The following is a 19,747-nucleotide window of genomic DNA, read 5'->3' as shown; positions in this document are numbered from 1 at the left end:
ATGTCACTGCCGCGTGATTCGGTCCGGACCGTCGGCGAAGCGCTCGAACGCCGCGCCGACCGCGACGGCGCTGCCCCGTTTGTCCAGTACAAGGACGCCCGCGCGAGCTACGGCGAGGTCAACCGGATGGCCAACGCCATCGCCGGCCGTCTGCAGGCAAACGGCATCGGGACGGGCGACACCGTCTGTCTGTTCCTGTACAACTCGATGGAGTACATCTACCTCTACTTCGCGCTCGCAAAGCTCGGAGCCGTTGTCGCGCCGGTGGACACCCGGTTTACCGGGGAAACGCTTGCCACGGTGCTGGAGACGGCCGACGCGGAGGCGGTGTTTGTCGACACCGACACCCGCGAGCAGTACGAAGCCGTCCGCGAAGACGTCTCCGGGCTGCCGACGGAGTACTTCGTCGGCCCACAGCAGGACGGTGGTCCCTACCGACCGTTCGCGCCGCTGCTTGACGGCGACGAGACGCCCCCTGACGTTGCTGTCTCCGAAGCCGATACGCTCTCTGTAACGTTCGTTCAGCGACACGCCACCGAGCAGCCGAAGGGTATCGAGCTTCCACAGTACTCGTATCTCAACACCGGCTGGGAAGCCAGCCAGCACCTCTTTGATTTCTCCGGCAAGGACCGCATCTTCACAACGCTGCCGCTGTACAGCATTTTTGCCTTCCATATCGGCGTTGTCGGCTCGCTTGTGACCGACGCCGCCTTCGCTTTTGAAGACCCCTTTGACCCCGATGTCTTCTGGTCGCAGGTCGACCGCTATGACGCCTCCGTGGTGCTGTATCTGGGGCGGATGCTGTCGGTACTGTACAATCAGGATGACGACGCTGACGGAGCGGACAACGCAGTCGAGACGGCCATCGGGCACGGGTTCGGCTTTGGAACCGATGAGGCGCTCATCGAGAACTTCGAGGAGCGCTTCGACATCACCGTCCTCGAAGGGTACGGCGTGACCCAGACGGCGACGCTGGCGACGTACAACACCGCCGACGACCGCACGGTCGGCAGTGCCGGGCGTCCGGTCTCCCACGCCGAGGTGGCGGTCGTCGACGACAACGACTGGCCGGTCGATGCCGGCGAAGCGGGCGAAATCGTCATCCGGCCGACGCGGCCGAACACGATGATGCAGGGCTACCGCGGCGACCCCGAGGCAACAATCGAAGACTGCCGGAACCAGTGGATACACACGGGTGACATCGGCTACATGGACGAAGACGGCTATCTGCATTTTGTCGCCAACGAGGACAACTCGATATACCGCGGGCGGGTTGCCGGCCGTATCTCCTCGCTGGAGATAGAAAGCGTCATCGACGCCGTCCCGGGCGTTGCTGAGTCGGCTGTCGTCGGCGTCGAGGACGTTACCGGCACGGAGGAAATCAAAGCCGTCGTCGTCCCTGACGCCGACGCTTCCCTTGACCCGGTTGACGTGTATCGGCACTGCCGGGGGTCGCTGCCGTACGTGAAGGTTCCCCGGTACGTCGAGCTCCGTGCGGAACTGCCCCGCGACCCGACCGGGAAGGTCCGGAAAGCGCCGCTCAGACGGACCGACCCGGCCGCGACGTGGGACCGCGACAGCGGGTACGAATTCAGTCGGTAGCCGTCTGACACCGGCTCCCTTTTCCGAGGGTAAACTACTAATGCTGTCGGCCAAGCATATACAGTAGGAGCAACGTATGACATTCGAGACCAGCCCCGAACACTCGATGATAGCGTCGACTGCGACCGAAATCGCCGAGCAGTTCGGGCCGGAATACTGGCGGCAGAAGGAGGAAAACGAGGCGTTCGCCGAGGACTTCTGGGACGAACTCGGTGAGGCCGGCTTCCACGGACTCGCCGTTCCCGAGGAGTACGGCGGGGCCGGCATGGGAATGCAGGAACTCGGCTTGGCGATGGAGACGCTCTGTGCCGAGGGCTGTGGGATGGCCGGCACGTGGTATCTGGTCCTGACCGCCGGCATGGCTGCGGTCGGTATCAAACAGCACGGCGACGAGCAACAGAAGGAAACGTACCTGACTGACATCGCGACCGGCGACCGGAACTTCTCCATCGGCATCACCGAACCGGAGGCCGGAACGAACACGCTCAACGTCGCCACGACTGCCGAAAAGGACGGCGACGAGTACGTCCTCAACGGACAGAAGGCGTGGATTACCTTCTCCGACCGCGCTGACAACATGATTCTGGTGACGCGGACGACGCCGCGGTCGGAAGTCGACCGTGGCACCGACGGCATCAGCCTCTTCATCGTCGACATGGACTCGCCCGGCATCGAGGTCTCGCCCATCGAAAAGCACGCGATGAACTACTCCAAGTCCTGTGAGGTCTTCCTCGAAGACGTTCGCGTCCCCGAAGCCGACCTTCTCGGCGAGGAGGGCGACGGGTGGCGGGCGCTGGTCAGCATGCTCAATCCCGAGCGCATCGGCTTTGCCGCCGCTGGCGTCGGCATCGGCAAGCTCGCGGCCCACACCGCTATCGACTACGCCAACGACCGCGAGGTGTTCGGCGACCCCATCGGCACCCATCAGGCGGTCTCGTTCCCGATAACCAAGCCCTACGCCCGGCTCGAGGCTGCCAAACTCATGCGTCAGAAGGCCGAGTGGCTCTACGACCAGGGCGAAGACTGTGGCTACGAGACGAACATCGCCAAGGCGACCGCCGTCGAAGCCGGCATCGAGACTGTCAAACAGTCGATGCAGGCCTTCGGTGGCTGGGGGTATGCGACCGAGTACGATGTCGAGCGCTGGTGGCGCGAGATTAACCTGACGCGACTCGCCCCCGTCTCACAGCAGATGGCGTACAACCACCTCAGCCAGGAAATCGGCTTCCCGAAATCCTACTGACCCATGTTCGACAAGCTACTCGTTGCCAACCGTGGCGAAATCGCGATTCGAGTGATGGCCGCCTGCGAGGAACTGGGTGTCGACACCGTCGCCGTCTACAGCGACGCCGACCGCGACGCCGGCCACGTCGACTACGCCGACGAGGCGTACAATATCGGCCCCGCACCGGCAAGCGACTCCTACCTCGACCAGGAGGCGATTATCGAGGCCGCAAAGGACGCCGGCGCGGACGCCATCCATCCGGGATACGGCTTCCTCGCGGAGAACGCCGAGTTCGCCCGCCGCGTCGAGTCGGCCGACGGCATCACGTGGGTCGGTCCCGCGGGCGATACGATGGAACGGCTCGGCGAGAAGACGAAGGCCCGGACGGTCATGCAGGAGGCCGATGTCCCCGTCGTGCCGGGAACGACAGACCCCGTCGAGTCAGCCGAGGAGGTCAAATCACTCGGCGACGAGTACGGCTACCCGGTCGCTATCAAGGCCGAGGGCGGCGGCGGCGGCCGCGGCATGAAAATCGTCCGGAGCGAGTCGGAGGTCGAAGACGCCCTCGAAAGCGCAAAGCGGGAGGGCGAGGCCTACTTCGACAACGACTCCGTCTACGTCGAAAAATACCTCGACGACCCCAAGCACATCGAGGTTCAGGTACTGGCCGACGAGCACGGCAACGTCCGCCACCTCGGCGAGCGGGACTGCTCGCTGCAGCGCCGCCACCAGAAGGTCATCGAGGAGGCCCCGAGTCCGGCGCTGTCGGACGACCTCCGGGAGGAAATCGGTGCGGCCGCCCGTCGGGGGGTCGCTGCCACCGACTACACGAACGCCGGCACCGTCGAGTTCCTCGTCGAGGACGGCCAGTTTTACTTCATGGAGGTCAACACCCGGATTCAGGTCGAACACACCGTCTCCGAGGAAGTGACCGGTATCGATATCGTCCGCTGGCAGATTCGTATCGCCGCCCGCGAGGAGCTGGCCTTCGAGCAGGACGACGTCGAAATCGACGGCCATGCCATCGAGTACCGCATCAACGCCGAGAACCCGGCCGAGGAGTTTGCGCCCGCCCCCGGTCATCTCGAAACCTACAACCCGCCGAGCAGCATCGGCGTCCGTCTCGACCACGCGGTCTCACAGGGCGATACGGTAAGCGGCGATTATGACTCGATGATTGCGAAGCTCATCGTCGCCGCCGAAGACCGCGAGCAGTGTTTCGAACGCTCGAAGCGCGCGCTCCGACACTTCGACGTCTCCGGTGTCGGAACGACGATTCCGTTCCACCGGCTGATGCTCGAAGACGACGCCTTCGTCGACGGGAGCCACACGACGAAGTACCTCGACGAGGAGCTCGCCCCCGAAGCACTGGCCGACGCTGTCGACCGCTGGGGCGGCGACGGTCCGGCAGCCGGCGGCAGCGACACGTCGACCCACGAACTCGCCGTCGAGGTCGATGGCAAGCGCATCGATGTCGTCGTCGAGGACGGGCTACCGGAGGCCCCCGCGGGCGGCTCGGGGTCAAGCTCCGGCGGCTCCGGCGGCGGACAGGTCGCTGCGGGCGCGGTCACCGCCGAGATGCAGGGAACCGTACTCTCCGTCGAGGTGTCGGAGGGCGACGAGGTATCGGAGGGTGATGTCGTCTGCGTGCTCGAAGCGATGAAGATGGAAAACGATGTCGTCGCCTCGGCCGGCGGGACCGTCTCCGAGGTCCCCGTCTCGGAAGGCGACTCCGTCGACATGGGTGACACCCTGCTCGTCTTGGAGTGATTCAGATGAAAGTAACAGTCGCAGCCGATACGACGGCAGAACAGGCCCGCGCCATCGCGGAGGCGCTTGCAACCCGGTTCGAAGACGACGTGACCGTCCGCTCACAGGACGGCGAGCGGCTTGCAGCCGCCGATTACGACGGCGGTGCCGGAGCCGCCGGCGCTGGCAGCACCCGGAGCGAGCCGGACCGTGACCTCGGCCCGACCGAGCGTGAAGAAACGCTCTGGAAGGAAATCGAGGACATCGAACTCGGCGGCCCGGAAAAATACAAAGAGCAGCTCCCCGAACAGGGCAAGAAGTTCGTCCGTGACCGTATCGACCTCTGGTTCGGCGACGGCTTCCTCTTCGAGGACGGCAAGTTCGCGGAGTTCGACGCCGACGACCGGCTACCGGCCGACGGTCTCATCACCGGTGCGGCGGAGTTTGAGGGCCGTGACGTCCACTTCATGGCCAACGACTACACGGTCAAACGCGGCAGCATGGCTGCCAAGGGCGTCGAGAAGTTCCTCCGGATGCAGCAGCGCGCGCTGAAGACGGGCCAGCCGGTACTCTACCTGATGGACTCCTCGGGCGGCCGCATCGACCAGCAGACCGGCTTCTTCGCCAACCGCGAGGGCATCGGGAAATACTACTACAACCACTCGATGCTCTCCGGCCGGGTGCCGCAAATCTGTGTCCTCTACGGTCCCTGCATCGCCGGTGCGGCCTACACGCCGGTGTTTGCCGACTTCACGGTGATGGTCCGGGATATGAGTGCGATGGCAATCGCCAGCCCCCGAATGGTCGAGATGGTCACCGGCGAAGACATCAGCCTCGAAGACCTCGGCGGTCCCGACGTTCACGCCCAGTATTCGGGGAGCGCCGACCTCGTCGCCGACGACGAAGAACACGCCCGCGAGCTGGTTGCCCAGCTTGTCAGCTACCTCCCGGACAACAGCGACAACCAGCCGCCGAAAACCGATGGCACCGCCCCGGAACACCCTGCCGAGGAAATCGATGGCATCATTCCGCAGGAGCCGAACCGCGGCTACGACATGACCGACCTGATACGCCGGGTCGTCGACGCCGACTCGTGGTTCGAACTCCAGCCCGAGTACGGCAAGGAGATTCTGACCGGCTTCGCCCGCATCGACGGCCGGCCGGTCGGCATCGTCGCCAACCAGCCCGACCAGCGAGCCGGGGCCATCTTCCCCGACGCCGCCGAGAAGGCCGCGGAGTTCATCTGGAAGTGCGACGCCTACAACATCCCGCTGCTGTACTTGGCTGACACGCCCGGCTTCATGGCCGGCTCACAGGTCGAGAAGGACGCCATCCTCGAGAAGGGCAAGAAGATGATTTACGCCACCTCGTCGGCGACCGTGCCGAAGCAGTGTGTCGTCGTCCGGAAGGCCTACGGAGCCGGCATCTACGCGATGTCCGGCCCGGCATACGACCCCGAGTCGACCATCGCGCTTCCGTCCGGCGAAATCGCCATTATGGGTCCGGAGGCGGCCATCAACGCTGTCTACGCCCGCAAGCTGGCGGAAATCGACGACGAAGCGGAACGAAAGCAGAAGGAACAGGAACTCCGCGAGGAGTACCGCGAGGACATCGATGTCCACCGGATGGCAAGCGAAGTCGTTATCGACGAAATCGTGCCGCCCTCGACGCTACGTGAGGAACTCACGAACCGCTTTGCCTTCTATGAGGGCATCGAGAAAGACCTCCCGGACAAGAAACACGGCACCATCATCTGACCGGCCGCGAAACGCTTCCCAACGTATCGGGGGTCGCCCCCAATGCATCGCCTTTCGAATGCGCTCGACGCTATGATTAACACCCACCCACCCGATTACACACCCATGACAGGACGATACTACGAGGACTTCGAGGTCGGAGAAACCATCGAACACGACAAGCGCAGGACCATCTCCGAGGCCGACAACCAGCAGTTCTGCGACATGACGATGAACCAGCAGCCGCTGCACCTTGATGCCGACTTCGCCGATGACACGGAGTTCGGCGAGCGGCTGGTCAACGGGCTCTATACGATGAGCCTCGCCGTCGGGCTCTCGATTCCGGAGACGACAGACGGCACCATCGTCGCCAACCTCTCGTACGATAACGTCGAACACCCCAATCCGGTCTTCCACGGCGACACCATCCGCGTCCAGTCGACTGTGACTGACAAGCGGGAGACGAGTGACGGCGAACGCGGCATCGTCACGATGCACGTCGAGGTGTTCAAAGTAAACGGCAAAGAAGAGGAACTCGTCTGCTCGTTCGACCGGACGGCCCTATCGTTGAAGCGCCCCGAGTAACTACCCGTCGGGCGCGGCTTCGAGGCCGTCCCGGAACCGTTCTCTGTCGACCAACTGTAGCGTCACCTCGGCGCGGCCGACTGTCCGGCCGTCGGCGTTGGCGTCGCCGTCGATTCGGATGTCGGCACCGTCGACGCCTACGACCTCCGTTTCGACCACCACCTCCGTCCCGACCGGTGCAGCACCGCGGTGAGCAACCGTCGCTGTCTTCCCGACGACACCGGTTCCCGGCGGAATCTCGCCGGCTATCGATTCCCGACCGGTGAACTCCACGCGGGCAAGCAGATGCGCCGTTCCGAGCAGCCTGATAGCCTCGTCCGGGCTGCTGTCGGTGGCTGCTGGCACGCCCGGCGGGGACTGCTGGTGACCGAAGACCACCGTCGTGTGTGCCGCCGCGACGGTAAACGTCGTTGTGCCGGTCGCTCCGACGAGCGCGCTGGGGGCGTTGTGGGTCGTCATTGTCGTTGCTCCGAGCGGCTCATCGTACCCCGGCCTCCTCCGCCCGTTGGAGAATTCGCTCCGCCCGGGTCACGAGCGGGGCGTCTATCATTTCGCCATCGACCTCAAAGACGCCAGCGTCGGTTTCTTTGTCGGCCGTCACGACGCGTTCGGCCCACTCGATGTCCGACCCGTCGGGTGTGAACGCCTCGTTGATGACCGCTACTTGGTCAGGGTGGATAGCCATCTTACCGTCGTAGCCGAACTGGGCGGCTGTCTCCGTCGCCGCCCGGAGCCCCTCTGTGTCGCCGAAGTCCGTGTAGACAGTGTCGATAGCGTCAACGCCGGCGGCGCTGGCGGCGGTGACAGCGCGCTGTCGAGCGTACAGGACCTCCGTCCCCGCGTCGGTGCGGGTCGCGCCGATGTCGGCGGTGAGGTCCTCAGCCCCAAAGAGGAGCGCGTCGGTTGCGGCCGCCGCGGCGATTTCGTCGGCGTTGAGGACGCCGGCGGCGGACTCCACGAGCGCCAATACCGGCTGTGCTGCATCCACGCCGCGCAGGAGCTCACGGAGCCGGAGTACGTCGTCGCTGCCCTCGGCTTTCGGTAGCATCACGCTGTCGGGTGCGGCGTGTGCGAACGCGGCCGCAACGTCCCGCGCCGCCCCGCTGCCGACCGGGTTAACACGAACGCAGTGTTCGATGTCGTTCCCGTCTCCAAGGTCGGCGAGTACGTCGGCGACCGCGCGGCGAGCCTCGGCTTTGTCACCGGGCGCGACAGCGTCTTCGAGGTCGAAGACCACTACGTCAGCGCTACTTGCCGCTGCCTTCCGCATGATTTCAGGGCTATCCCCCGGTGCGAACAGCACGCTTCGGCGAGCCATACCCGTCCGTTGTCGGGACGGGAACTAAGTGGTATCGACTGCCACGGATGCCCCGTCTTTGGACGGGTTCTTTATATAACGAATCGAACAGTTGCCGCAAATATTATGTCCTTCCGTACTGGTGTCTAGCTTGCGCATGCCCGAGAGTCACAACCTGCCTGACTACGACCAGCTGTGCGAATCGTTCACGTGGGACGACATCGCCGATGAGGCCGACGGCGACTACCCCGATTCGTTCAATATCGCTCACGAAGCCTGCGACCGACACGCGGACAACGCCGAGAAGGTCGCTCTCTACCAGGTCTCCGAGGACGGCGAGCTGACGACGCTGCCGTTCTGGGAGCTTTCCGACCGGTCGAGCCAGTTTGCGAACACGCTCGAGGCCCTTGGTGTCGACGAGGGCGACCGGGTCTTTTCGTATATGCCCCGCATCCCCGAACATTACATTGCCCTCGTGGGGACGCTCAAGCGCGGCGCTGTCTGGGGGAGCGTCAACGAGCGGTACGGCCCGGACGGCATCTCCTACCGACTGAACGACTGTGACGCGCAAGTCGTCGTCACGACCGACGATAACCGTGAGACAGTCGCGGATGCCCTCGAAGAGGTCGATTCTGTCGAACACGTCATCACTGTCGACCGCGGCTCCGGCGTGCCGGACGACGATGTCGCGTTCAACGACCGCCTCGACGAAGCGAGCCGCGAATACGAGGCCGCCGACACGGAAAGCGAAGACGACGCGCTGCTGTACTACACCTCCGGAACGACCGGCCCCGCGAAGGGCGTTCTCCACAAGCACCGGTGGGTGCTGGGCGTTGCTGCGACCCAGCGGTATTCGGTCGACCTCCAGCCCGGCGACCTCTACTGGTCGACCGGCGACCTTGGCTGGCTGACCGGCGCTATCAACACGCTCGGCGCGTGGTTCTGGGGTGCGAGCCTCTTTACCTACGAGGGCGAGTTCGACCCCGAAGAGTGGGCGGAACTCCTCGACGAGTACCCGATTTCGGTGCTGTTCTCGGTGCCGACGGCATACCGGATGCTCCGGGAGAACGAGGACGTCTTCGAGGATACGTCGCTCGACCTCCGGCATGCGCTGTCTATCGGTGAACCGCTCTCGGCCGGCGTCGTCGAGTGGGGCGAAGAGAACCTCGGCGTCACCATTCACGACACCTACGGCCAAACCGAGACCGGCAACATGATTATCAACAACTACCCCTCCGAGGAGGTCCGTCCCGGCTCGATGGGCAAGCCGCTGCCGGGCATCGAGGCCGACATCGTCGACCCCGATACCGGCGAGGTACTCCCGCCGGACGAGACCGGCGAAATCGCCCAGCGCGGCGACTATCCGTGCTTCTTCGCCGAATACTGGCAGAAGCCGGAGAAGACGGCAGACTGCTTCGTTGACGGGCCCGACGGTGAGTGGTATCTCTCCGGCGACCTCGCACACAAAGACGAGGACGGTTACTTCTGGTTCGAGGGCCGGGCCGACGACGTCATTCTCTCGTCGGGCTACCGCATCGGTCCCTTCGAGGTCGAAAGCTCGATGGGCGAACACCCGGCGGTCGCGGAGGTCGCCGTCGTCGGCAAGCCCCACAAGGAGCGGGGCAACATCGTGAAGGCCTACGCGGTCCCCAGCGACGGTGCGGACCCAACCGAGGAAACGAAAGAGGACATCAAAACCCACGTCAAAGAGGAGATGTCCGCCCACGAGTATCCGCGTGAAATAGAGTTCCGCGACGAGCTGCCGACCACCGTCACCGGCAAGATTCGGCGCACCGAGCTCCGCGACGAGGCACAGGAAGAAGCCGACATCGACGCCTAACGCGGGCACCCGAGCGAACTAGCTCCTCCTGGCTTTCTTTTTGTTTGCCTGTGAGCGGCTGTGCCGCTGGCGGAGAACAGGAAGCCGGACCACGGCGTCGCAATAAAAAGCGCGAAAAAAGTCGCTACCGCGCGTCTTCGATGTCGTCGAGGACGCCCGGGTTCTCGACCGATGAGAGGTCGCCGAGGTCTTCGCCCGTGTAGGCGGCTTCGACCGCTCGGCGAACGATTTTCCCGGACTGTGTTTTCGGGAACGCATCGACAAAGAGCACCTCGCGCGGCCGGAACGGCTTCCCCTGCTCTTCGCCGACGAGTTCGCGAATCTCCTCCCGGAGGGTGTCGGTTTCCTCGACGCCCTCCTCGACGACAACGTAGAGGACGACGGCGGTGCCGGTCGTGTCGTCGGGGACGCCGACCGCCGCGGCCTGATTGACCGCCTCGTGTTCCATCGCTGCGCCTTCGACCTCCGCGGGCCCGACCTTTCGACCGGCGACGTTCAGCGCGTCGTCGGCCCGGCCGTGGAGGAACCAGAAGCCGTCCTCGTCTTTCTGTGCCCAGTCGCCGTGGTCCCACATCGGCGGGTCCTGGAAGCTCGACCAGTATTCGTGGAGATAGCGGTCATCGCCGCTCCACAGCGACTTCGTCATCGCCGGACAAGAGTCCCGGGCGACGAGGTAGCCACGTTCGTTGTCCGCTTTGATTGACGCGCCCGTCTCGTCGACGATGTCGATGTTCATGCCGAGTCCGGGGCCGCCGAGCGTGCAGGGCTTTAGCGGCTGGGTCGGCATCGGCATCAGGAAGCAGCCGAATATCTCGGTGCCGCCGGAGATATTGATTATCGGCGTGTCGCCGCCGCCGACCTCCTCGTAGAACCACGCCCACGATTCGGGGTCCCACGGCTCGCCGGTCGAGCCGAGCAGCCGAAGGCTTGAGAGGTCGTGGCCCTCGACCCACTCGTCGCCCCGCTTGCGGAGCGCGCGGATGGCCGTCGGCGAGATACCAAACTGGGTGACTCCGTGGCGGTCTATCATCTCCCAGAAGCGGTCCGGCTCTGGGTGGTCGGGTGCACCTTCGTACATCACCATCGTTCCGCCGAACGTGTGGGTGCCGATGAGCGTCCACGGACCCATCATCCAGCCGATGTCGGAGACCCAGAAGAACCGGTCGTCGGGCTGTAAATCGAAGCCGAAGTAGACCTCCTTGGGGGCCTGCATTTGCGTTCCCGCGTGCGTGTGCACGATGCCCTTCGGCTTGCCGGTCGTCCCAGAAGAGTACAGCAGCATCGACTCTTGGCTGCTGCCGAGTGCCTTCGTCTCGTAGTCGTCGGACTGGGTACCGACCGCGTCGGCCCACCACTCGTCGCGGTTGTCGTCCCACGGCACGTCGGCTCCCAGCCGCTCGAAGACGACGGTGTGCTCGACGTGACCAGCTTCGGCGATGGCCTCGTCGGCAGCGTCCTTGAGCGTAACCTCGCTGCCGCGGCGCAGGAAGCCGTCGCCGGTAAAAAGCACCGAACACTCGGCGTCCGCAATGCGGGTTGCCGTCGCATCGACACCGAATCCGGAGAAAATCGGAACCGCGATAGCGCCCGCCTTGAAGCAGCCATAGAGGATGCTGATGACCTCCGGCACCATCGGCATGTAGAGGCCGACGGTGTCGCCGACGCCGACATCTCTCGATTCGAGGTAGTTGGCGACCTGATTGGCCTGCCGCTGGAGTTCGTGGTAGGTGAGGTTCCGTACGTCGCCGTCTTCTCCCTCCCAGATGCAGGCGACCGTATTGCGGCGCTCACCGTCGGCGTGTCTGTCAACGGTGTTGTGGGCGACGTTCAACTCGCCGCCGGGATACCAGTCGGTGAACTGTGGGCCGTCGCTGTTGTCTCGGACGGTGTCGTAGTCCTCGTAGAACTCGATGTCGAGATACGACGGAAGCTCGTCCCAGAACCACTCGACATCCCCCGTCGTTCGCTCGATGAGTTCGTCGTAGTCGTCGATACCGTACTCCTGCATGAACTGGTAGACGTTTGTCGATTCGACGAACTCCTCGTCCGGTCTATGGACTACTTCGTCCTGTGTGGGTGTCTCTGCGGGCATAGCTACCGTACCAACCAGCGTTTCCCATCGAATGTGCTTTACTCTAACGGTGGTCGCTCTACTGCCTCCGCTGGTGCCCGTCCGCGTAGCGGCCGCTAATCGGTGTGTTCGGCCGCGCGCCAGTACTGACATGGAAAACAATTATGTACCTGTGTGTGTGAGTAGCATTCAAGAACGCCCGAAAACAGCAGCGACGTTTCGGCAGCCCACCTCGAAGAGCCGCGTCTCCATGTTTATATTTCCAACATTTAGAGTTAAACCAAAGATTTTATTATACTATGAGAAGACTCCGGTGACGTGACGGATATGTCTGACAACACCACGCATGCATCTCGGCGTCGCTTCCTGAAGGGGGCTGCGGCGGCAGGCGGCATCGGTGCGTTTGCCGGCTGTGCGCTGCTTGACGACGCCGGCGGGGAAGAGCAGGTTGAGGGGATTCCGGACGAGCCGTTCCGCATCGTCCATTTCACGTTCGAGTCAGGGCCACCGGCATTCTACGGTGAGCCGATGATAAACGTCGTCGACATGATGGTCGACCGGATTAACGACCGTGGGGGGCTGTTGGGCGAACGCGAAATCGAGGTTGTCGACCGAATCGACGAGGACGTCGGCGTCGAGTCGATGCGCGGTAGCGTCCGGCAAATCGCCCAAAACGACGAAGCGGATATGCTGATGGGGCTGGTTTCGAGTGCCCACTCGCTTTCCATTGCGCCGGCCGCCGAGGAAAACCAGATACCGTTCATCGTGACCGCGCCCGGCACGTACCAGCTCTTCGAAGAGAACCCGGACCTCGACTACGTCGTCCGGCCCGCGGGGTCGAACGCGGCGGGTGCCGTCGGCGGAGCGCGGCTCGTCGAGCAGATGGACGATGTCGAAACCGTCGTTACCATCGACCCGGATTACGCGTGGGGCCACGACCACCGCGATATGTTCACCGCGGCGATAGAGCGCATCCGGCCCGACATCGAAGTACTGGAGACCCGGACGCCGGAGCCGTTCATCTCCGACTACAGCGCCCACGTAAACGCCATACAGGACCTCGAGCCGGACCTCCTCGCGTCGAGCCTGTGGGGTGGTGACATCTCGACGTTCACAAGCCAGGCCGTCGACGGTGGCCTCTTCGACGACATCGGGACGGCGCTGCTGTACGGGGACACCGGTGCGCCGTTGCTCGATTCCCTCGGCGACGACATGCCGGAAAACGTCATCATGGGCGGCCGCGGCGGCTACCAGCCCAACTACCGCTACGAGATATCGTCCGACCACCGAGCGTTCGTGGACGACTACTTCGACCGTTACGATGAGATGCCCGGCTGGGGTGCCTACCACGAGTGGGCTTCGTTCAAAGCACTGGAGGCGGGCGTCCAGCAGGCAGTTGAGGTCACTGGCAACTGGCCGACGGGCAGCCAACTGATGAACTCCATCCGGGGGCTGTCCTTCGAGATGAGCCACGGTAGTCACGTGATGGCGCAGGCCGGCGGCCGGCAGGCGTCCGCACCCGCCGTCTTCGGCCAGCCAACGCCGGACCACGACCACCCGGTCGACCACCACCTCCTCACCGACTACGAGTTCATCCCCGCACACGAGTGCAACCCGCCGGACGGCGTGATGACATTCGACTGGGTCGAGCAGATAGACCCCGTCCAGTAGCTGTATCGACGGCCGCAACCGACCACCGCCATACGCTTTTTATTGTCTCTATCCGCTGTCCGGTAGCCCCTCCACTAGATTTATAGTCTCGTAAACTGAGGTGCTAGTCGTGGTTTACGAGACCGGAAACGAGACGGTAGATGACGCGGTCCAGCGGGCGCTCGACGGCGAGCGACTCGACCGGACCGATGGGCTCGCGCTGCTCGCCCAGCCCGTCGACGAACTGGCTGCGGGGGCCGACCTGCTCCGCCGGCACTTTTCGGACGGGACGGTCGACGCCTGCAGCATCGTCAACGCGAAGGCGGGCAACTGCGCCGAGGACTGCGGGTTCTGCGCGCAGTCCGCCCATTTCGACACCGGCATCGACACCTATGGGTTCCTCGACCCCGAGGACATCCTCGATGCCGCGAAGCGAGCGGAAGCCGACGGTGCCCAGCGGTTCGGCATCGTTGTCGCCGAAAAGGGCGTCTCCAAGGAAAAACGGCCCGACGAGTGGGACGATGTCATCCGCGCCATCCGGTTGGTACGCGACGAGACGGACGTCGAGGTCGACGCCTCCCTCGGTGTCTTGACCGAGGAGGAAGCCGAGATACTCGCCGCGGAGGGACTCAACCACTACAATCACAATATCGAGACCTCCCGACGATATTTCTCGGAGATTGTCAACACCCACAGCTTCGACGACCGGCTAAAGACCCTCCACCGAGCGAAGGCCGCGGGGATGGACCTCTGTGCCGGCGTCATCCTCGGTATGGGCGAGACGCCGGCCGACCGCGTCGACGCCGCCATCGAACTGCAGGAGGTCGGCGTCTCGTCGCTGCCGGTCAACATCCTCAACCCGGTCGAGGGAACGCCCATCGGCGACCGCGAGGCGGCGACGATTTCGCGGACGGAGCTTATCAAGACCATCGCCGTCTACCGGTTCCTCCATCCGGAGGCCCGCGTGCGGCTGACAGGCGGCCGTGAGGTCAACCTTGACCCGGACGAACAGCATCTACCCTTCGAGGCCGGTGCCGACGGTCTCCTCACCGGCGACTACCTCACGACGGACGGCCAGACGCCCGCCGACGACATCGAGATTATCGAGCGGGCGGGGCTGGAACCCAACCGCGAGGCCAACACGTTCGACCCCGAGTCGGTCAAGGCTCGACACCGGTCCCCGGCAGCCGAGACGGCATCGAACGCGAACCGAACGAACGCAACAACGGAAACTGACGACTAACAATGGACGACATCAACTTCGCAGTGCTCGGTACTGGTGGCATCGGTCGACGAACGCTCGAATACGCGACGGAGAAGACGGCGCTGACCCCCGTGGCGGCGTGTGACCGTCACGGCGTCGCAATCGACCACGACGGCCTCGATGTCGACGAACTTCTGGCCGCGACGGAGGGCAACATCGCCAGCGACGGCGGCGCGGTGGCGGTCAAGCAGTCCGGCGAGATGCGCGGTGTCGCCGCCTCGACGCAGGCGGAGCCGACTGAAACACCGATAGACGACATCATCGCCGAGTCCGACGCCATCGATGCAGTGCTCATCGCGCTGCCGAACCTCGAACACGACTTCATCCCTCGTGTTGCTGACCGGTTCGCGGACGCGGATTACGAAGGTGTCCTCGTCGATGTGCTCAAGCGCTCTCGTGTCATCGGTATGCTCGACGACCGGGTCGACAGTTTCGAAGACGCCGGTATCACGTTCGTCTGTGGGGCGGGCGCGACCCCCGGCTTCCTGACCGGTGCGGCGGCGCTTGCCGCCCAATCGTTCGTCGAGGTCGAATCCGTCGACATTTGGTGGGGTGTCGGGCTCAAATCCGGCTACGAGGACAACCGCGGGACCGTCCGCGAGGACATCGCCCACCTCGACGGCTACGACATCGAAACCGCACGCGAACTCTCCGACGAGGAAATCGAAGCGATTGTCGACGAACACGACGGCCGCATTGAGTTCAACGACATGGAGCACGCTGATGACGTACTCCTCGAACGCGCCGGCATCTGCGATGCCGAAGACGTCACCGTCGGTGGTATCCTTGATGTCCGCTCCGACGAGAAGCCGACGACGACAACCGTCGAAGTCACCGGCCGGACCTTCGACGGCGAGCGGGCAACCAACACCTTCCAGCTCGACGACGACACCAGCATGGAAGCCAATGTCAACGGGCCGGCGCTAGGTTATCTGAAGGCCGGCGTTCGGCGGAACCGTGCCGGCGAGTATGGCGTCTTCGGCCCCACCGACTTGATGCCCGGCTTCTGACCGATGCAGCGATACGACACCCGCGGGTTCGACCTCGAAGCCCGCCTCGCCGACCGGGAAGACACAGGCCTCCGGCGCGACCTCGCGCCGGTCGACAGCGTCGGTGCCAGCGCCCGTACTGCGGTCGACCCAAAAGGCGAGCCGCCGGCGTTCGGAGACGAAAAGCTGGTCTTCGCCGCCAATAACTATCTCGGGCTCGCGGGTGACGACCGGCTCGCTGCTGCGGCCGCAGACACAGCCAGTGCGGTTGGTACCGGCGCGGGCGCCTCACGGCTCGTGGTCGGCGATACGCCGGCTCATCGCTCGCTGGAGCGTCGGCTCGCCGCGGAGAAATCGGCCGAACGGGCGCTCGTCTTTTCGTCGGGGTATGCGGCGAACGTCGGCACGCTGACGGCACTGTCCCCCGACCGAATCTTCTCCGACGAGCTCAACCACGCTAGCATCATCGACGGCGCGCGGCTCTCGGGGGCCGACATCGAGGTGTACGACCACTGTGATGCCGCGGCGCTCGAAGCATGTATGCGCGACTGTGCCGACGAGGCTGCTGCCGACGAGTCGTGGTTGGTCGTCACTGATTCGGTCTTCTCGATGGACGGCGACGTGGCTCCGCTCGCGGATATCTGCGATGCTGCCGATACGTACGGCGCGTGGGTGATGGTCGATGAGGCCCACGCCACCGGCGTTTATGACGGTGGCATCGTCGGCCAGCGGGGGCTCGAAGACCGCGTCGACGTACAGCTCGGTACGCTCTCGAAGGCGCTGGGCGCACAGGGCGGTTTCGTCGCCGGGGATGAGCCCCTGGTGGAGTACCTGCTCAACGCCGCCCGCTCGTTCGTCTTCTCGACGGGGCTGGCCCCGCCCGCTGCGGCTGCTGCCGAACGAGGTCTTGCGCTGGCACCACAGCAGCGCAAGCCACTGTGGTCGAACGTCGACCGACTCCGGTCCGGGTTGGAGGCTCTCGGCTACGAGGTCTGGGGCGACACACATATCCTTCCGGTCGTCGTCGGCGACCGGGGAGACGCCCTTGCTCTCGCCGACCGGCTCGAGGATGCCGGCATCGTCGCCCCGGCCATCCGCCCACCGACCGTCCCGGAGGGAACGAGCCGCATCAGATTGGCTCCTCAAGCAACGCATACTGCAGCCGACATCGACCGGTGTCTGGCCGCCTTTGAAGTGGCCGGAACGGAGGTCGGGCTGTTGTGACTATCGCTGTCGTCGGTACCGACACGGGCGTCGGCAAGACGGTTGTGACCGCTGGGCTGGTTGCATGGCTCCGCGAGCAGGGTCGCAAGGCCCGCGCGGTCAAGCCGGTCCAAACCGGCTATCCGGAGGACGACGACGCTGACTACGTCCGAAATATCTGTGGCGAAGCGGCGGCGGCCACCCGATTGCGAACGTTCGAGAAGCCGTTGGCTCCCGCTGTTGCTGCCCGTCGGGCGGATTCGACCATCGCCTTCGATGACGTGGTTGCAGCGACGCGGACAGCGCTTGCTGAAGCGGATATTGGCGTTGTCGAAGGGGCCGGTGGCCTCCGGGTGCCGCTGGCGACCGACGGCGACCAAGAAATCGTCGACCTCGTGGCGGCGCTCGATGTCCCAGCGCTCGTCGTCGCCCGCTCTGGACTTGGCACGCTTAACCACACGGCACTGACCGTCGAGACGCTCCGACGCCGGTCGGTACCGGTTGCTGGCGTCGCCTTGAACCGCTATACGGCAGCATCGGTCGCCGAACGGACGAACCCGGACGAACTCGAACGGATGTGTGACTGTCCTGTCGAGACGCTCCCGGAGCGTCCCTCGCCAGCCCCGACAGCTGTTCGGCAGCTCGGTGAGGCGGTGGCAACGATGCCTAATATGAATGAAATATGGTAGTTCTGGTAAAATATGTTATCCGTTATATCACGAGATGTAATTTAGTTGTTGGATAAACATATATCTGCAGAAAGGATTTTCTAGAGGCGAAAAAAGCTCCTTTCAATAATACCGCAGAGCGGACTTCAGAAATGTGGCAAGATAATTAACATTCAAATAAATAGACACTATCCGCCACACACAACCGTTAGTCGTCGCTCGGAGACCCTTTTGTTTTACTCATTAGATCGTCTGGAACGACCCAGCCAGACGTGTTTGCAACCTCGGAGATGTGGGGTTGGAAGACCCATGCGCTGAGTGCGATGATCGGAATCATCGAGGCACCGACTACCGTGTAACCCCAGTGGAGACTCGGCAACATCGCGTGTGAGAAGGCGATCGGATAGACGACGCCACCGACGGTTCCGATTCCACCGACAATCCCGGCGACGGAGCCGGAATTGTCGGGAAACATCGACGGGACCTGTGCGAAAATCGCTCCTTCGGAGAAGGCACAGCCGAGGCCGACGAAGAACGCTGCCACGACCGCGAGGTAGATGTTTCCGGTTAGCCCCGCTGCGGTCATCCCGAACATAGTCAACATGACGTATACGAGTGTCACAAACGTCCACTGGTTCCGGTACTCGCCGTGGAACCACGGCAAGAGATTCATCTCTTTGCGCTTGACGAGGTCGCTGATGTAGCCACCCAACGGTCGCAGTAGCCCCGCAGCAATCGAGAACGTCGCTGCGAACGTGGCTGCAATGACGATGTCGCCCTGCCCGAACGCCTCGCGGTAGTAGGTACCGAGCCATCCGTTCATTGCGAGTTCTAGCCCGAATGTCATGATGTAGGCTACTGACAGCACGACGGCACCGTATCGGGTGACGATGAACTTCCATTGGTCCCAGCTCACCCCGGCTTTGGTTGCATTACGCTTTGCCTCGGACTTTGCCGCATCACAGAGCACGTAGTATGCGATACCGAGCACGATGGCGATGAGTCCAGTATAAAAGAACGCCGCTCGCCAGTTGGCCGATGTGGCGAGAAACTCCGGGCCAAAAATCGGGTCGATGTACCCCTCGCCGAAGATTCGCGGCAGCGTAAAGTACGCGCCCAGTCCGGCTCCGGCGTTTCCAATACCAGCAAAAATCCCTTCAGCGGTGCCGAGGTTCTCTTCTTCGAACCATTCGGCGACGTGTTGGATCCCGATGACGAACGTGATACCCGAGAGGGATGCGATAATCCGTGAGCCGGTGAACACTGCGTACGTCGTTGCGAATGCGCTGATGACAGCGAATATACCGACAGTAATCAGTGTCACAGAGCCCGTTACGTGCGCACCGAACCGGTCTGTCAGCGGGCCGATAACAATCCGGCCCAGCGGGACTGCAACGATCGCGGCACTGGCAACGATGCCGAGGTCTGCGACTGAAAGACCGAACTCCGTGGCTATCTCTCCGGTGTATGGGGCAAACGAGAACCAGATGACGAATCCGAGATTAAACATCGCTGTCGCCATCAGCAGGTTCCGGTATTTGCCGTACAGGAGGTCGGTTATCGCCATTAGTGTTCACCTCTTAGATGGGAACTAGCCGGGGGGTGGTCGCTGACGTTGCAGTAGCCAGTGGGTGTTACGTCGGAACGGTCGGCGGTCCGGCCTGCGTCTGAACAATTCTTGGTCAACCGTTGTCCAAAACGGCCTATTTTTTCTCTGGACATGCTCTAATTCCGTATAGACGGATTATACGGGCAGCAAATAAACCAAACGATTGACGTATGTCAATACATTCTCTGCGAGACGCACGTTCACCAGTTCCACTCGTCCGTGGATTATCACCCGCCGAGTAACGAACGAAAATAAAACG

15 protein-coding genes are annotated in these 19,747 nt (G+C 63.4%); 11 read left to right on the top strand and 4 right to left on the bottom strand.

Annotation, left to right across the window (positions count from 1 at the left end):
• The 5 genes from NP_RS10535 (at position 1) to NP_RS10515 (ending at position 6,897) form a co-directional block, all read left to right on the top strand.
• The gene (locus tag NP_RS10535) at positions 1–1,602 is read left to right on the top strand and encodes an AMP-binding protein (RefSeq protein ID WP_011323835.1); all 1,602 of its coding nucleotides are present in this window, start codon (positions 1–3) and stop codon (positions 1,600–1,602) included.
• Positions 1,603–1,678: 76 nt separating this feature from the next.
• Entirely contained in the window at positions 1,679–2,845 is a 1,167-nt protein-coding gene (locus NP_RS10530) for an acyl-CoA dehydrogenase family protein (RefSeq protein WP_011323834.1), read from the top strand.
• Positions 2,846–2,848: 3 nt separating this feature from the next.
• Positions 2,849–4,597 (top strand): acetyl-CoA carboxylase biotin carboxylase subunit, encoded by a 1,749-nt coding sequence (locus NP_RS10525; protein ID WP_011323833.1) that lies wholly within the window; start codon positions 2,849–2,851, stop codon positions 4,595–4,597.
• Positions 4,598–4,602: 5 nt separating this feature from the next.
• Entirely contained in the window at positions 4,603–6,333 is a 1,731-nt protein-coding gene (locus tag NP_RS10520) for an acyl-CoA carboxylase subunit beta (protein ID WP_011323832.1), read from the top strand.
• 105 nt (positions 6,334–6,438) lie between these two features.
• Positions 6,439–6,897: a MaoC family dehydratase gene (locus NP_RS10515; RefSeq protein ID WP_011323831.1), complete on the top strand. Its 459-nt coding sequence runs from the start codon at positions 6,439–6,441 to the stop codon at positions 6,895–6,897.
• Here NP_RS10515 and NP_RS10510 read toward each other — a convergent pair whose 3' ends face one another.
• Both NP_RS10510 and NP_RS10505 read right to left on the bottom strand, forming a co-directional pair.
• Positions 6,898–7,356: a thioesterase, FlK family gene (locus NP_RS10510; protein ID WP_011323830.1), complete on the bottom strand. Its 459-nt coding sequence runs from the start codon at positions 7,354–7,356 to the stop codon at positions 6,898–6,900.
• A gap of 19 nt (positions 7,357–7,375) precedes the next feature.
• Positions 7,376–8,215: an HpcH/HpaI aldolase/citrate lyase family protein gene (locus tag NP_RS10505; RefSeq protein WP_011323829.1), complete on the bottom strand. Its 840-nt coding sequence runs from the start codon at positions 8,213–8,215 to the stop codon at positions 7,376–7,378.
• Between the two features lie 136 nt (positions 8,216–8,351).
• Between NP_RS10505 and NP_RS10500 the strand changes: the two genes are divergently transcribed.
• Positions 8,352–10,034, top strand: coding sequence for an acyl-CoA synthetase (locus NP_RS10500; RefSeq protein WP_011323828.1), 1,683 nt, complete (start codon positions 8,352–8,354; stop codon positions 10,032–10,034).
• 124 nt (positions 10,035–10,158) lie between these two features.
• On the opposite strand, the gene NP_RS10495 is transcribed toward NP_RS10500, so the two are convergent.
• The gene (locus NP_RS10495) at positions 10,159–12,126 is read right to left on the bottom strand and encodes an AMP-binding protein (protein WP_011323827.1); all 1,968 of its coding nucleotides are present in this window, start codon (positions 12,124–12,126) and stop codon (positions 10,159–10,161) included.
• Positions 12,127–12,432: 306 nt separating this feature from the next.
• Between NP_RS10495 and NP_RS10490 the strand changes: the two genes are divergently transcribed.
• The 5 genes from NP_RS10490 (at position 12,433) to bioD (ending at position 17,900) form a co-directional block, all read left to right on the top strand.
• Positions 12,433–13,776 (top strand): ABC transporter substrate-binding protein, encoded by a 1,344-nt coding sequence (locus tag NP_RS10490; protein WP_011323826.1) that lies wholly within the window; start codon positions 12,433–12,435, stop codon positions 13,774–13,776.
• A 109-nt stretch (positions 13,777–13,885) separates the two neighbouring features.
• Entirely contained in the window at positions 13,886–14,998 is a 1,113-nt protein-coding gene (gene bioB / locus NP_RS10485; protein ID WP_011323825.1) for a biotin synthase BioB, read from the top strand.
• 2 nt (positions 14,999–15,000) lie between these two features.
• Positions 15,001–16,029 (top strand): hypothetical protein, encoded by a 1,029-nt coding sequence (locus NP_RS10480; RefSeq protein ID WP_011323824.1) that lies wholly within the window; start codon positions 15,001–15,003, stop codon positions 16,027–16,029.
• 3 nt (positions 16,030–16,032) lie between these two features.
• Positions 16,033–17,232 carry an aminotransferase class I/II-fold pyridoxal phosphate-dependent enzyme gene (locus tag NP_RS10475; protein ID WP_011323823.1) on the top strand — a complete coding sequence of 400 codons (1,200 nt, stop codon included), beginning with the start codon at positions 16,033–16,035 and terminating at the stop codon, positions 17,230–17,232.
• On the top strand, positions 17,229–17,900 hold the full coding sequence (gene bioD, locus NP_RS10470; RefSeq protein WP_011323822.1) for a dethiobiotin synthase: 672 nt from the start codon (positions 17,229–17,231) through the stop codon (positions 17,898–17,900). The genes NP_RS10475 and bioD overlap by 4 nt, the downstream gene beginning before the upstream one ends.
• A gap of 187 nt (positions 17,901–18,087) precedes the next feature.
• On the opposite strand, the gene NP_RS10465 is transcribed toward bioD, so the two are convergent.
• Entirely contained in the window at positions 18,088–19,446 is a 1,359-nt protein-coding gene (locus NP_RS10465; RefSeq protein ID WP_011323821.1) for an MFS transporter, read from the bottom strand.
• Positions 19,447–19,747: the final 301 nt, after the last annotated feature.

It is taken from the genome of Natronomonas pharaonis DSM 2160 (assembly GCF_000026045.1).
Classification (GTDB): Archaea; Halobacteriota; Halobacteria; order Halobacteriales; family Haloarculaceae; genus Natronomonas; species Natronomonas pharaonis.
The sequence above is the reverse complement of the archived record's forward strand: the minus strand, read 5'-3'. Positions and strand labels throughout refer to the sequence as shown.

Excerpts from the sequence above, each read along its gene's own strand:
- NP_RS10535 (WP_011323835.1), top strand. The coding sequence starts at position 1 with ATGTCACTGCCGCGTGATTCGGTCCGGACCGTCGGCGAAGCGCTCGAA.
- NP_RS10530 (WP_011323834.1), top strand. The coding sequence starts at position 1,679 with ATGACATTCGAGACCAGCCCCGAACACTCGATGATAGCGTCGACTGCG.
- NP_RS10525 (WP_011323833.1), top strand. The coding sequence starts at position 2,849 with ATGTTCGACAAGCTACTCGTTGCCAACCGTGGCGAAATCGCGATTCGA.
- NP_RS10520 (WP_011323832.1), top strand. The coding sequence starts at position 4,603 with ATGAAAGTAACAGTCGCAGCCGATACGACGGCAGAACAGGCCCGCGCC.
- NP_RS10515 (WP_011323831.1), top strand. The coding sequence starts at position 6,439 with ATGACAGGACGATACTACGAGGACTTCGAGGTCGGAGAAACCATCGAA.
- NP_RS10510 (WP_011323830.1), bottom strand. The coding sequence starts at position 7,356 with ATGACGACCCACAACGCCCCCAGCGCGCTCGTCGGAGCGACCGGCACA.
- NP_RS10505 (WP_011323829.1), bottom strand. The coding sequence starts at position 8,215 with ATGGCTCGCCGAAGCGTGCTGTTCGCACCGGGGGATAGCCCTGAAATC.
- NP_RS10500 (WP_011323828.1), top strand. The coding sequence starts at position 8,352 with ATGCCCGAGAGTCACAACCTGCCTGACTACGACCAGCTGTGCGAATCG.
- NP_RS10495 (WP_011323827.1), bottom strand. The coding sequence starts at position 12,126 with ATGCCCGCAGAGACACCCACACAGGACGAAGTAGTCCATAGACCGGAC.
- NP_RS10490 (WP_011323826.1), top strand. The coding sequence starts at position 12,433 with ATGTCTGACAACACCACGCATGCATCTCGGCGTCGCTTCCTGAAGGGG.
- NP_RS10480 (WP_011323824.1), top strand. The coding sequence starts at position 15,001 with ATGGACGACATCAACTTCGCAGTGCTCGGTACTGGTGGCATCGGTCGA.
- NP_RS10475 (WP_011323823.1), top strand. The coding sequence starts at position 16,033 with ATGCAGCGATACGACACCCGCGGGTTCGACCTCGAAGCCCGCCTCGCC.
- NP_RS10465 (WP_011323821.1), bottom strand. The coding sequence starts at position 19,446 with ATGGCGATAACCGACCTCCTGTACGGCAAATACCGGAACCTGCTGATG.